This window comes from Leptospira saintgironsiae (assembly GCF_002811765.1).
In the GTDB taxonomy this organism is placed as follows: domain Bacteria; phylum Spirochaetota; class Leptospiria; order Leptospirales; family Leptospiraceae; genus Leptospira_B; species Leptospira_B saintgironsiae.
The window spans coordinates 253501-268336 of record NZ_NPDR01000006.1 but is presented as its reverse complement, the minus strand read 5'-3'; the positions used below and the strand labels follow the sequence as shown (position 1 = coordinate 268336).

Here is a 14836-nt window from a genome sequence, read left to right as displayed (position 1 = left end):
TGAAGGCCATATTCACAATAATATTTCCCAATTCACTTAATCGGTAACGCAACGTATGAAATACGAGTTACTCTTTGCTGCAAAAGGACTGACTAAACCTCGATTAAAATGAACATACCATGCGTTCGAAGGCGAAGGTGAATATGAAGTAGAAGACCAATAGTAATTTGATAATGTTCCGGGGAAATATATTGTATCCACCGAAGGATTGGCCTTTGAATAATCCATAATTGATCTCAACTCATTGATATTTGGCAATCTCCAAGTCTTACCAGCGAGAGTTAAGGCATTACAACTTGCTAAAGCTGTGGTCCAAGTCGAACCGGTCGCCGAACCTGTATTACAACTAGTTCCGGACAATCCGTTCGTACATTTTTGCCAAGTCAAGCCGGTCACATTATCCGTAACCGTACCATTTTCCACTCCAGCAACCTTATTGATTGTAAAAGATATCTGTGCAGAATGAGAATTAGAAGAAGAGACACAGAAGATCCCGTTAGAAGTCGGCTTAACGGAAGTCGTTGCGGAGCCGTCACTAAAGACTGTAGCCCACGAATAGTATGGGTCACCAAAATAAGATGTAGCACTCCAATAATTAGCCCAATATGTAGAAAGCGAACCGCTGGATGTGCTTAAGAATGCTGTAGTATTGATTGCTGGCGTGCTTCCTGAGCCATAGGTAGGTAGAGTATTAAGCTCAGAAGCTGTTGGCAATCTCCAATTTGAAATATTACCGTAGTTGGAAAGGTTTAAACTAGAGCAGGCGTTTACTGCAGAAAGAAGTGGAGTAGTCTGGCTATTGTCATTGTAAAATGGCCAAGGTCCTAAAGAACCAGATGTATTTTGCACGCATGTATTTGGAGTTCCGGTTTGTACTTCCCATCCCAAAGCGCAAGTTTTCCAAATTAAACCTGTAGAAACATCAGTAGTAATATAAGCAGCGCCAATATTAGTTGGCCCGGTATAACTTCTGCCAGTGTTCTTGCTTGTATAATCCCCATCTTGGCCGGTTCCAGCGCATGGAATAGGATTTCCATTAGCATCCGAACAGGAAGCCTGGCCCGTCTTCAAAACTGGGAATTTTTTCGGTTCTTTCGTAGTCGTAAAGCTTATGTTTACATCGGAAGCTATCGCGTTTCCTGCAAGGTCTTTAATATAGGTGCTCGGAAAAGAAAGTAAAACCTTAGTATTCTCTGGATAATTAATCCAAGAAAGATCTACCACAAGCTTAGTTTTATTTGTATCTGCCCAAGTGAATTTTGCCGAAACATCAGTACAATTCAAACCTAATCCATCATATATGTAAGCCGTAATCGCAGCAGGAGTCGTCGGCGCTGTAGATGGACATAGATTGGAATCAGAAGCAGGGATCAAAGTCGCGTCCATCGATTCGCTAAATTGGATCGTTAATGCGGCAGGTGATACGGCGATACCCAATCCGTTATTTGCCGGAATAGAAGATGAAACTGTAGGCAACACACTATCCTTGGTAATCGTCGTACTCAGACTTCCGTATTGAGGATCCAAACTTGCATTAGCAACACAGATCAAAACCGTATTGGATCCGTTTACAAAATTGGAATTATCCAGAATGGACGATACTTGGACATTAGCTGTTGCTGTACCACCTACGTTCGTTCCTGTGGCCAAAGTACCAGAGTTGCAAGTGGCAGACGATCCAATGTATATTTTATAAAAACCTGATAGACTTGCCTGCCAATTAATTTGAACTGTAGAGCCGGAGTTGGAATTGACTGCTTTACTCGCAGGAATATAAGCATTTACAGTCACAGTCGCAACTGAAGAATTAATAGCGTATGTAGAACTAAGAATGGTCGAAATATTTCCAGCACTGTCTCTCGCTACTGATCTTATTTCTGTTGAACCGTTCGAAAGTCCGATCGAAGAGCCGGAATAAAGGTTACCATTCGATATTACACCAGTTACCGGATTGATGGACGGATCTGAACCGTCTAACGTATAAGCTATTTTACAACTGCTTGTATCATTACAACTCAACTGAATGTTCTGGGGGGAAGATCCATACGTTCCAGCGCCAGGATTCGGAGTAATAGATGGAGCAGTATCGTCCCGAGTAATAGTTAAAAGCGAATGTCCACTTAAACCCGAAGTTACACAAAGATAGACGGAATTGGAACCTAAGCTCAACTGACTTGCCAAGATAGTAGATGAAATATTGGTATTTGCTGTCGCTGTTCCACTATTCAAAACGGTCCCATCACTACAACTGGTCGCATTCAAGCGAATCGAATAAGAACCGGACTGGCTAGACTGCCAAGATACATTTGCAGATTGAATCGAACCGGAATTCACGCTAAGATATGCGGAAGATAAAGCGCTAGTAATGGAAATGATCGGAATATTATGGTTAATCTGGTAGACTGCAGTTTGGACACTCTCTATATTCCCAGCAAAATCCCTACATCTATATTTAATCGTATAGCTACCGTCTCCCGCTCCTCCGACAGTAAATGAAGCACGAGGCGGATTCGTAACCTTTCCATTCAAAGGTGAAAAGGCTGGGACCGAACCATCTGTTGTATAAACAATATTACCTGGGGCAACATTATCAGAACAGTTGATAGTTACAGATTGGCTACCACCATACAAACCTGGGGTAGGACTGATTAAACTGCTCGGATTGGTAGAATCGCCGGCAATATCAGAAAGAATAGGATTATCTGCTACACCATCTAAATTCGTATCGAATCCATGAGTAGTAATTACGACTACTTGGCCACCTGAACAATTGATGCCCGTATTTAGAGTAACACTTCCACTTCCCCCAAAGCAAAGATAATAGTCTAAAATACCGTCCCCATTCGCATCCACTGCAAAAGGTTTATTATTACTAGCATATAAGAGGATCAAATTCGGAACGGAAGCATTTTCCGTAGCAATTCCAATGGTCGTTCCATTATTACTAGGATCCAGTACGGTACCAACCAGAGGCGGAACACGTGTTCCATTCAAGCTAAGAGATTTTCCCGGGAGTATAGAGTTTCCAGTAGTTGTACCGAGGTTTTCGGATAATAATTGGAGTAATGCGGATTGAATAGAACTTTGAAGGTTCTCCTGTCCACAATTGACAAATAGTAATAAGATTAAAATGATCTTAGCAAAGAAAGAAAAGGAGGATTTAGACATAAATCGGTCGCATTTTGCGTAGCTTAAAAAAGCATATTTCATAAAGGAAAATAGATTCCGGAATTTTCCTCTTTCTGCCACGAATTTACCATCTCCTAGCAAAACAAATCTTCGCAACAAGAATCAATAGATAATATTTTTTTTCTTAAAAAATCGAATAAGCAAGTTCCTAGTAACGTTCAGCGTTAGACGCAAAACGTTTTTTAATATTGTACAACTTGGATATAAGGAAATAAATTTATCCCTTTGGGGATATTGGAAATGTATAGAAGATAGCGCACGTGTGAGCGGAATGAAAATTCCCATTTTGACTAATGTTTAGGATCTCAGAAAAGAATGAAGTAGAGAGTTTCTATAACTTCAAATAAAAGAAAAATAAAAACTACTCATCACCCCATTCCCTACATTCCGCAATAAACCACTCTTTCTACTTAATAGTCGATCTAACCTGTAGACTTTTAAACCTTTAAGAGCAGACCAAAGTATCGAAACCGGAAAAAATGCTCCGAGTTTAGAAACAATTTCCAGACTAGCAGTTGTATTTGAGGTTCATCCGAAAGCATTCCTTGATGTTCCTTTCGATGAAAAATTGAAGAAAAATAAAATTTAAAATTCTTCTTTAATGGTTAGGTTCAAGAAATACCGATCAAAACAAAGCTAAACTTCTTCGCCCGGACTATTTCAATAAACCTTCTTATATAATAATTTCTCGTTCCTCTATCTCATTCAGGATACTCCTATCAAAACTAACTTAGACCAATCTACTTAATAGTTGAGAAATTATCATAAAGAATAATAGATTGTTTTCATTATGATCCCAGCGCAGAAATCTAATAATTTTCTTATACTATTAACTATATCTCTTTTTCTATTCAATTGTACAAAGAAAGCCCGTTATTCAAATTCTCTATATGGAGTAAAAGTATATAAGGAAGCTAAAGTCGACTCTGAAGTAATCGGCACAATTGAGTTCATTGAACCTATCTATATCCAAGATGATAAACCTTTCTCCGACAATATGATTAAAATTTCCTTTCAAGGAAGAACAGCATTCGTAGAAAAGGAATTTTTATCCATTGAGAAAGTTCAATTTTATTATAACGTTATTGCCTCTAATTTAAACCTTCGATCCGCTCCAGGTTTAAAATCGGAAAAATTGATTTTATTACCCAAAGGAACCAAAGGAGAGATCTTATCTATTAGCAAGGATCCAGTAACAATAGATGGGCGAAAAGGATTCTGGTTTCAAACAAAGTTCCAAGATAAAGAGGGATGGATATTTTCAGGTTACACATTAATAGCCACAACTCTCGATTATTTCCAAGAGGATTTGCCAGACGATTACAAAATTTCGCTTAGATCTATAGATCTTTACTCAGGCACTTTAGAACAATTCAAAGGCAAAGGTAAAATCGAACTCTCATACGAAAACAGCGATTTTAAAGTATATCAAGTTAGTTATCCTAAAAACGATGATTGCGATTCACCAGATGACAGAATACTATTTGAAAGCAAATTGGATGGACGCCTTTTTTACGATAAGGGTGTTGTTCAACAAACTATAAGGAAAACTAACTATCCTATTCACGATAGTATACTTACATATTCTATCGGCTGTAAATGCTGCTGTCCATGGAGTTCTACAGAAGTCTATTTTTTAAGAAAAACTGTACAAGCTATATATTTTGAAGATACGAATACTAAACCTATGTGCTTCTTTGGAGATGAATATAAGAGCAATTATAGCGAAAATCGGATGAATTCTGAAAATCACCTTCTTACATTCTGGAAGTTTTCCGACTGTAGATCGTTTGGAGGAATAGAAATAGATTCTGAATACCCAGTGGTAGCATTTAAAGGAAACTTATTTGCTGAAATATTTTTCGAAGGTGATTCTGTTAAAATCGAGCAATTTAGAAATGTAGAAATTCCAGCTAAATATTCAGAAAGCTGGAAAAATTCTACAGCGATAAAATAAGTAGGACTCAATCGCCAAACTAAATTTGATGAGCAATTTCTTTTTAAAGAAGCTAATTCTTTTCTTATTGTCTTTATCTATCCTATTTCAAAGCTTTATGATATGGTTTGGGCTTGGTATGACTGGAGCATTTGTAAATAGCATAGTTCCTGAATCAATTCTTTTCCCTATTTTAATGCCTATCTTTGCAATTCAGAATATATTGATTTTATTTCAAAGATCTATAAGTAAGAAAATCAATATTTGGATTTCTGTTTTGCCATTGGTTTGCATCAGTTCTACTATTTTCTGGAGAGCCTTCGATGCACTCTTCCTAATGCTGAGAGCAAAAGTTCCAAAGGCAAATACTTAAATGCCATCCAAAAAGAGAGAAGCATCTTATGACTATGTTTGCTTCAGTGAACTTGTATATGAATACGATAAACCCAAAGAGACAGAAAAGAAAATTAAGAGACGATTGAAATATTATGAGTTAGCAGATTATGATCAAGCAAGAGTAGATTATATCAGAAAATTGAGAAACGATTTGAGTGAAGAAATACAAAAGAATAGAGAATCAAAATACTATTTGGAATCAAAAGATACTTATTCTGCCTTGCACGATTTCGATGTGGATTTATTACTGCAAGACTTTCTTTTAAAATACCAGAATATCAGCAAAGACGATATGGGGTCCATCTTACTTCTCGCTATTTATGTTTACTATCTTCGCTAATCCTTCTGGAACAGATGACTAATCGAAACTATATCTAACTTCTTTGCCAGTATTATTCCGAATATATACATTTCGCTTTTCGAGTATTAATCTTCTTTCATCCTTAATTTCATGATCAACGATCTCTTGAAAATGTTCCGGATATTTACTAAACTTATAAAACTCACTCCCGCCAGTTTTAAAACTAGTCAAGTCATCAAAATCATAGCCGTTTTTTCTCTGCGTAAAATTTCCAAGGCCTAATACCTTCATACTCCCTTCATTCAAAATTATAAGCTTTTCTTCTAATTTTAAGCCAGGGATTTCAGCTTCACATTTATTTTTAATCTTATTTAAATCACCTCCTTCCAATTGGAGAAATTTATAAAAATAGATATATAGACGATCTTCACTCCAAAGATATTCGCCAATCATAGCTCTTTCTTTTTTTATGCAAATCGCAGGATCTATAATATAAACAACTGTTCCATTTTTTGAGAAGGCAAATGTATTACCTGATCTTAAATCATTCACACCAATCTCTTTCCATACTCCAGGCATTTCAACAGGGTAATGAGGAGCATCGTGATTAATCTCCCTCCCTTTGTTGCAAAACAAGAAAAGAAACGATGAGATGAAGAAAACAAGTTTTCTATAATAATTCATTAGTGCGTGTGAAAACTATTTATTCACTACCACTGCCCGAAATCAATTTCCCATCGATTAACTTGTATGCAATTTTTTCTTTACCCGCCTTTATATTGAGATTGTTTTGAGATAAATAAATATTGCATTTAATATTCTTATTTTCTTCATCTTCCTCAATGGCAACTTGATCTCTTTCATTAATAGTTATATCACAAGCGTTCTCTTTATTCCATTCCAGAACTTTATTAAAAATGCTCCCATCAAATGCATAATACAATACGTAATTTGCATTTGTAACAACCCATTCATCTATACCATCATTATTAATATCCACCAGCTCCTGACGAGCACCCATCCATGGTAAAGCAAGGGAAAATATTCCGTTTTTCTTTGAATATAAGGCTGAATGTACTTTTTCTTTATCGTAACCTTCATCGTAAATATTATAAGTAACTTTAAAGAGATTAGGGCTTTTCGTATTCTTTCTCGGCAATTCAGTTATTTTAAGTGATGATACATCCTGAAGGGGTGTCATGAACTCTGATGAAAGAAGATTGATTAGTCTTAAATCATACTTACTTCCATATTTCGCGCTCGACCAAGAGAATAAATCGTATTCTGAGTATATTCCATCTTTTTCCGAAACCCAGGCACTTATGCATCCCCTTTTTTCTCGATGGTCCCAGTAGTAAGTATAAAAATCTTTTTCGATTTGAAAGTATCGAATATTCATATGTGTCGTAAGACTTGTTACTTTAAAGTATTTTAATCTATCGCTACTTTCACCTTTAAGATTAAGCTTTTCACACTTTTCATCGGTGCCTTTTTCCACTCCCGGATCGATCCAGAAAACTGGATGCGCAGCATTTGGAATGTATAAACCCGAATAAGACTCGACCTCATCTCTATTTTCATCGAAATCATAAGGTTTGTAATTGGACCCTACTGTAAAACCAAGAAATACGTATCCAATTTTTCCAGAACGAGTTTTGATCTTCCCCCAAGAAGCAATTTTCCCTTCGATCTCATACTTAAATAGAGATCCACCGATTATATCAATTTCTGTATTTTCCGGCAATACTTCAATCACGTCTCCTTTAATTGAAGGAACAGAAACCAAATTCAACTTTTGCTTTCCGGTATATCGCAAAGGCGAAAATGAATCATGAATGATTGTTATAATATCTGATTTAAATATTTCTTCATTTTGATTAATGTAACCTTCTTTACCATCAATTCTTACTTCAAACCAAAGTGAGTATTCGCCTTTCTCTTTATCAAATTTACCTTTATTAAGAATCTCAAATCGGTTACCATTGGATAAAGAATCAAGACATTTACTTTTAGCTGATGGGGTTTCATGAAGACAAACGCCGTCTTTAAGAACGAAGCCTTCACCAATTGCCAATTGCTTAGGTTCGGAACAATAAATGTTTCCTAATATTGAAACAAAAACAATGGATTTAAGTAGATGTTTTAAGATTCTCAATTTGTATATCCCGATAAATGAATTTTATAGCTATGAAATTAAAGCACCTAAGTTTTTAGCATCGATGTCAATTTAATGATGGTAGAGAGTAAATTAATATAAACTATCAATTACTAAAAATTCCTATTCCAAAGGCTCATACTGGAATGGTTTATTATCAATATCTTGCGAAAACCTCGCTCCATTATCTATTACTTCTGCAAGTTCTGATTTTGGAGAAATTTTCAGCACAATATCTTTTGAGACAATATCAAAATCCATGAATAGCTTTCCTGATGAATGAAACATTTTACAATTGTTCATTTTATTACATTTCAAGGTAAGGGACCTCAGCTCCACCCCGTTACCAGCAAGTATAAAACTTATGTTATACTTTGAATCAGTTCTCTTGGTGAAAGTTAAATGCATAGTTGTATCACCATACTCATTCTGATCGATTCTAAAATATAATCCAGTAAGGTCGATATCGTTATTATTATTTGATTTAACCGGTCCCTTTGCTTCATACGGAATAGAGAGGAGGGTAATTGTAATTATACATATAAGTCGTTGCATTCGCATTCATTCGCTCCTATTTTTAAATAGCATAGAATCACTCGTTATTATAGGACTTTCATTCTTAGAATGGTGAAGGCTCTGTAATCTTTAACCCATAATCTGTGTAACTCTTTATCGATACTAATGTTCCCGCATTCACATCCTGTGCTTTCCCTTGGTACGCTGGAAATAAAAGATTCACATAAATCGCATCTGTAAAAAATACCTCGCCCTTGTTCTACTTCCGAAGTATCCGCGATACTCTTTCTAATAACTTCGTATTTAAAGCTGTCCATTTGAATCTAACATTTCTTATACCCGAAATGAGTCTCGACGGACAATTCGATTATTTGTTTAAGAATTTTTCAACGTGCCAAATTTAATATACACTACTAACATCCCCCTCCTGCTCCGTTAAATACAGGAATTACTCTATCCTTTTCTAAACTATAGATTTTATAAAACCACCATTCGTATCCATGTGTTACTGTAAATATTTCAAGTATTCCGTTATGATCTAAATCAGTGATCGCAAATACAGTTTCACGATCCGGGACATCTCTCTTTCCTCCGATCGAGTCATGGTAATAAATATTCTCAATTTTATCCGACAAAATTTTATCTATACGAAATACCTGAGAATGACCGCTTTTATCTGGATACTCGATTGTCTGAGTAGCGATAATATATTCATTTCCATTATTTTTAACTGATTTATAAATACACTTATCCCCTGAAACACAAAGAAAGTTTCCTCCTTTGAAATCGTCCGGACTCTTCTTCTTAATCATTGACAAAGAAGCATTCTCAATAGTTTTAATTATAGTCCGATCAGTGAAATACTTAAAATCTACCGAAGATTCTGAAATTCCATTTAATCCGATAAGAATTAAACTGCTCGGGGTAGGTTTTATCCCATTATAGATTCCTGAAAAATAATATCCGTCCCAACATCCCTCTTCCTGCTTTTCAGTATAGTCCTCGGCAAATTTAACGTTCCTTATTTCACCTATACTTTTTTGGTCAGAGGAAAGAACTATTCCATGATCAATAGATAGTTTCTTTGGGACTCTACTGATAGTCTTTGATTGGACAATGTCATGGGAAGCTGGTTCTCTTACCACCCCATCCTGTAGAATCGATAAAACGGTAGCCTTTAGTTTTCCTTTTTCAATTTGTTCAAAAATACCAATTAGACCTGTTTCCCTCTTATGACCAAGAAGTAGATTAACGTATTGACTAGACATGAACCCGACATTTCCAGATTCAGTCTTTACCTTGTACCAATAAATTGGTATCAAAGTACCAAAATTAGGATATTGTTCTTTCGTAATATTCTTTGAGGTATCAAGAATCTCAAGACCTTGTCCATTATTCAAAACCTCTACGATAGGCTGGTTTCGTCCCGGATTGGCTCTGAGATTTACTTTGTCGCCGGAGACTGCATAGACATACTGAGGGGTAAAATCAAGCTTCTTAGCGCATCCCCATAAATTTAACGTTATACATAAAGATAACATACTACTAATTTTAAATAGATTACTTCTCATAAAGTCCTTCATTTAGAAAATAAAGATAACAGTCAGGCCGAATCGGAACATATAATAATTACGATTATAGATTTCATTCATTCAAAACTTCAGTAATTAGAGTATCTGAGTATTTATCCCCTTTATAAACACTCAAAATTTCAATGGCTATGACTGAGTGATATAACCGTTCTTTTGAATCCTTATTTGGACTAGGAGCACCTTTTAATTTGTAAGTCGGTATTTCTAACTTCTGATAACCATTTAAATCTAGTAGGATAACGGAATGGACTCCAAGCTTTCTAAATTGTCCTAAAACAAAATTACTTTGACCTACGCTATAATAACCAGATTCCAAAACGTGAACCCGAATTTCTTTAGGTCGATTATTTGCTATAAACAGGGCTGCGGACTTTCCAAAACCAGTCCAAATCTTAATTGGTCGGCGAACATCTACGTATGCTAAGACAACTTCTCCAATACCATCCCCCTCAACCCCCTCAGACCAGGCAGTAGAAACATCTTTGTCCATAAGGGAGTATGGAGAATATAGACAGGATAGGTTTACACGATTTACAAATTGAATCTCATTGTCGAAATCCATTTCTTTTGGAACCTTCGGCAACGGAGTTTTAGGCATCAAGATCGAACTTGCCCAATTCTTCGTATGATATCTATCATACCCATTATAATTATCCCGATTTCTTTGTTGGACAGAATCTCCAATATACATATCAGGCAGTTTATTATTTGTGATTTGCTGCAACAAAGTAGGATTAGAAGCATTCTGGCAAGGTGTACCATCGTAAGCTTGCGGAAGAATCTCTCCAACGTAAATGATAGAAAGAAAAAGTAAGAAGATTTTAATTTGTTTAGCCATATACTTCAAATCGCTTCTGATCACATAACCTTAGTGTCATATAAACAAGAACTAAATTTCATTTTCAAAATTCCCAAAGCATGTAAATTACTTTGTCACCTGTAAACAATCCACCTGGAATTTACGACCATTATTATATTGGTAGTACAGTTTATCATTTGAATCGACGAATAATTTAATTTCCGTTTTCCAATATGAACAAGCTCTTTCGCAGAATTCTATACTATAGATTGAGTTGTTCTTGCATTCCCTTTCAATACAAGCGTTAACACTCACAGATTCAAAATGTTCCTGATCAAGAATTATTGAAATACAATTTGAAGTAGCTTGCCATGAGCCTTCATCGGAATAATAATCGGCAAAGTGATGTATAATGCTATGATCGGAAAATAAATGCAGATCTAAGCTTCCTGAATTTTCTTCCGTAAATCCACCACCGGTACAGCCTATAATTGTTCCCGATCTAAAATCTTTTGGGAAATTAGCTTGGTTAACTTGGAAACAACCATTCTTATCAGTATAAACATCTTTCGTGGCTCGTTTTAATATAGGTTCGGTTGTTAAAAACCCTGAAAATACCCAACCATTAAATTCTCCTTTTACATTTGGAAAGTTCGTTCCATATCTTTTATGTATTATCGGAGAATACTTTATTTTAGTCCATTTACCCTTTCTGCGAGAAATAGTAACTTCATTTTTGGACCATTCTATAATGCTCACTACTACGTTGAATGTTATCTTTGTATTTTGAAAGAACAGATTGAACATCTGAGCCTATTCTAATTCCCGATAAGGTTTCAAGACTTGGATCATTAATATAAATTCTTCCTAGTCGAATATCGTTAGCTGCACCCGTAAACATAAACAATACACTCTTAAGATCTGGTATAGAATAAAAATAACATGGCTTTCCATCAAAATCGCTATCCTCCTTTCCACCGACAAACTTAATAGATAACTTTTTCTCTATCTGGTCAATCCGATCATTAAGATTAATGGAACCAAGTCCACGAAGATGGATTTTTAGATTCTTTATTTCACTGGCTTCCGACTGAGGCTGAAAAAGTAAATAAAAAGGAATCAGAAAGGAAATTATTAGGACTATAAAATTGTTCTTCATTACAGTTTATAAATTTCGTAAGTAACGAATGATGCGCCAAATTAAGAACGTTAACTGACTTAACGATTGACAAAAGTCTCCACATATATACATTCTGCATATAGTTTTTTGAGGGGAAATGGATATAGTAGACTATTTAACTACCAGGTCCCTGCTTTCTAAAAACAATAACTGATTCAATCATCACCCATTCCCTACATTCCCCAATAAGCCACTCTTTCTACCTAATAGTCTATCTAACCCATAGACTTTTAAACCTTTAAGAGCAGAATACTCATTCAAATAAAGAGTACTATACTTAGGATTAATATAAGAGTAAGAAGCTAAGAAAGAGTATTTAACAGATCTTTGGATTCCTTCTGCTACTTGGTTATTAATAGAATCTTTACTCCATCTATTTCTAGCCCAAACGTTTCTTTTAGAATCATTTGCACGAGCACTATGGTTTATACTTCGAAAGTTTTTATTATATCTCTCCATCCAAGGCATTCCTTCATCACTAAATATAGGAGAATCTTCTGGAATAAAATCCATTAAAGGCATTAGAGTTTTCTGTTTCTGATCAGGAACAGATGAAAGTATTACAGGTCCACCTTTGATCGCAATAGTGTGAACTAAAGTCCCTATCTGATATTTACCTTTCTCTAAAGCTACTGCATCAGTAAGATATATTGATGCTGTTTGACCTTTATGCTTATATCTTTTACGAAATCCATTAGCTCTTTGAGAAGCAGAGAATAAAGCCAAAGTATCCATATGAACTACTGGTTTACCTTCTATAAATGGCTTCAAATCGCCTGATTCTGGCAAATTTCTACCTTTCCAAGCCTTCTTAAGATCCTTTACCATTTCTCTTTTAATAGAAGGAATGAGATCACTTAAGAATATCTGTAATCGTCTTTTAAGAAGAGTAGCGGTTGATTTAGATACACCTAACCTTCTCTGTATCTCAGAAGCAGATAATCCTAATGGTGACCTTTGTATCGCTTCTAGAAAGATATATGAGAAGGTCCATAAAGGTATTTTGAGATGCTCTAGTGGAGTATCTTTAGTTAGAGATACCTGACAGTTACATTTGGAGCATCGAAGAACATTCTCTCTAGTAGATATACCTTTAGTAAGAGGTATTTTACAAGTAGGACAGTTCTTAGGATAACATTTAGATATTAGGTTTCTAGTAAGATCAGTGTAATAAGTAAGATTTAAATTAGGAAAACGAGAATTAAAACGATCTTTAGCAGTACGTGATTTTAGTTTGTAGGTTTTAGTAGTATGAGAGTGGTGAGGGATGAATAATTTTGAGTTTCTTGGAACAAGGGGCAGAACTTCGGAGCCGAGGACTTTCCGAAGGAAGGAGGAGGTTTCGAATGTCTCTGAGTTCTGCCCGTTGCGGAAAGAAGACTCAGAATCAATCATCTCTTACTACTCTGAAGTAATTTCCTTCCTTCAAGTTTTCATAACGTGCCCAATCGATTTTTTTCCCTTTAGGAACATAAGGTAAATCAGCAGATTTAATTTTGATGCCGTGAAATAAGGAATAAACCCCGACCGCTAAACTAATTGCAGTGTCCTTTCTTCTTTGGGTCAGGATTTTCATATCCTTCTCCTTATCAATATAACCAATTTCTAAATATGCTGAGATTGCATTGATAAATGTAGGAAGACTATAAGTGGAGATATACGGCTTATTAATTGGACCAGGATTGGACAGTTCTTCTTCTGAATTAGGCAAAGTCCTAAGGCCATATTGCAAAAATCTCATGAGTTCCGTTGCAGCGTAATGATTGTCTCCTCCGAACCCTTCTGCACCATCTTCTCTTCTCCAAAGTTCAGGCTCTGCTCTTTCTCTATCCCAGAATTTTCCTTTCGCGGAGTATTCTGAATGTTTTTTGGCATATGGCCCTGGACCATCTAACACCGCTTTATCGACCCAGCCGGAAGGATCAGCATATTTCCATGTCACCATATTTTGGCGATATCCTTCAAAATTAGAAAGGTCAGTCTTTTTACCGGATTTGTTCGGCCAGTAACCATTAAAATAGATCCAAGCATCCGCTACTGCATTTTCTAAGCGGGACCATTCCATCTTGAAACGCATCCACTCGCTCCAAGGCCCGTCTTCAAAAGACTTAGAAGATTTTCCTTCGGATATTTTTCGTAAATTATAGAATGTTCTATAAGAAGGAGAAAGAACTGCTGCCATTCCACCTGGATGTCCTTTCCAACTTGGATTCAAATGCAAAGATAAAACTAAATAAGGTCGAGCTGCGTTGATCCTGGAAATTCTTCCGGGTTTAAGTTTTCCTGATTTTTTATCCGGATAATCATACAATCTATAAAAAGCATTCGGGTCAGAAGAAAGATCGGCTCCTTCTTCTTTTGCTGTTTCTTCTCTAGTTAGATCCGAATCGATTCTGATCCAAGGAAGAGTATCATTCGTAAATTTTTTTGCATAAGATCTAAATGTTTCGAATCCTTCCGGAGTTTTGGTAAGGTCCAAAATTTCTTTTACTTCTTTTGCAAGAGCGAGTACTACTTCACTTTCTCTTCTGGATTTTGTTTGAGCGCCTGCCTTATAAGGTTCCAGATATTTGTTAGAGATTGGATCGTATTTATCTCCGTGTTCCTCTTTAGGTTTTAGGTCCAAACCGCCATGGCCAGGATCTATAACTATATTATAGGTTCTTTTCGGGGTTGTTTCTTGAGAAGAAACAGAAAATGAAAAAATTAGGACTAAAGGAATAAATAAAATTTTTCGTATCACGTATGGAAATTTATTTCTCCGGGGATATC

At 35.9% G+C, this 14836-nt stretch carries 12 protein-coding genes; 2 read left to right on the top strand and 10 right to left on the bottom strand.

From position 1 onward, the window contains the following. Window positions 1–36: 36 nt before the first annotated feature. Window positions 37–3168, bottom strand: a complete 3132-nt coding sequence (locus CH362_RS14925) for an Lcl domain-containing protein (protein WP_165780272.1) — start codon at window positions 3166–3168, stop codon at window positions 37–39. 811 nt (window positions 3169–3979) lie between these two features. On the opposite strand from CH362_RS14925, the gene CH362_RS14915 reads away from it, so the two are divergent. Both CH362_RS14915 and CH362_RS14905 read left to right on the top strand, forming a co-directional pair. Continuing rightward, window positions 3980–5146 (top strand): SH3 domain-containing protein, encoded by a 1167-nt coding sequence (locus tag CH362_RS14915; protein WP_100711112.1) that lies wholly within the window; start codon window positions 3980–3982, stop codon window positions 5144–5146. A 352-nt stretch (window positions 5147–5498) separates the two neighbouring features. Continuing rightward, a complete protein-coding gene (locus CH362_RS14905) occupies window positions 5499–5861 on the top strand; it encodes a hypothetical protein (RefSeq protein WP_100711110.1) in 363 nt (120 codons plus the stop codon). Window positions 5862–5879: 18 nt separating this feature from the next. Here the strand turns inward: CH362_RS14905 and CH362_RS14900 are convergent, their stop codons facing one another. The 9 genes from CH362_RS14900 to CH362_RS14860 all read right to left on the bottom strand — a co-directional run bounded on the left by CH362_RS14900 (window position 5880) and on the right by CH362_RS14860 (window position 14807). Further along, window positions 5880–6374, bottom strand: coding sequence for a hypothetical protein (locus tag CH362_RS14900; protein ID WP_125169729.1), 495 nt, complete (start codon window positions 6372–6374; stop codon window positions 5880–5882). Window positions 6375–6525: 151 nt separating this feature from the next. Beyond that, complete coding sequence (locus CH362_RS14895; RefSeq protein WP_100711108.1) at window positions 6526–7977, bottom strand: SH3 domain-containing protein; 1452 nt, start codon at window positions 7975–7977, stop codon at window positions 6526–6528. A 123-nt stretch (window positions 7978–8100) separates the two neighbouring features. Then, the gene (locus CH362_RS14890; protein ID WP_125169728.1) at window positions 8101–8532 is read right to left on the bottom strand and encodes a hypothetical protein; all 432 of its coding nucleotides are present in this window, start codon (window positions 8530–8532) and stop codon (window positions 8101–8103) included. Window positions 8533–8906: 374 nt separating this feature from the next. Continuing rightward, window positions 8907–10064, bottom strand: coding sequence for an SH3 domain-containing protein (locus CH362_RS14885; protein WP_165780271.1), 1158 nt, complete (start codon window positions 10062–10064; stop codon window positions 8907–8909). Between the two features lie 73 nt (window positions 10065–10137). Next, entirely contained in the window at window positions 10138–10923 is a 786-nt protein-coding gene (locus CH362_RS14880; protein WP_100711105.1) for an NADase-type glycan-binding domain-containing protein, read from the bottom strand. A gap of 87 nt (window positions 10924–11010) precedes the next feature. Further along, window positions 11011–11643, bottom strand: a complete 633-nt coding sequence (locus tag CH362_RS14875; protein ID WP_100711104.1) for a hypothetical protein — start codon at window positions 11641–11643, stop codon at window positions 11011–11013. Next, complete coding sequence (locus CH362_RS14870) at window positions 11615–12043, bottom strand: hypothetical protein (RefSeq protein WP_100711103.1); 429 nt, start codon at window positions 12041–12043, stop codon at window positions 11615–11617. Before CH362_RS14870 ends, CH362_RS14875 begins: the two co-directional genes overlap by 29 nt. 183 nt (window positions 12044–12226) lie before the next feature. Then, window positions 12227–13459 (bottom strand): transposase, encoded by a 1233-nt coding sequence (locus CH362_RS14865; protein WP_125169727.1) that lies wholly within the window; start codon window positions 13457–13459, stop codon window positions 12227–12229. Beyond that, on the bottom strand, window positions 13452–14807 hold the full coding sequence (locus CH362_RS14860; protein WP_100711102.1) for an N-acetylmuramoyl-L-alanine amidase: 1356 nt from the start codon (window positions 14805–14807) through the stop codon (window positions 13452–13454). The genes CH362_RS14865 and CH362_RS14860 overlap by 8 nt, the downstream gene beginning before the upstream one ends. Between the last annotated feature and the right edge of the window lie 29 nt (window positions 14808–14836).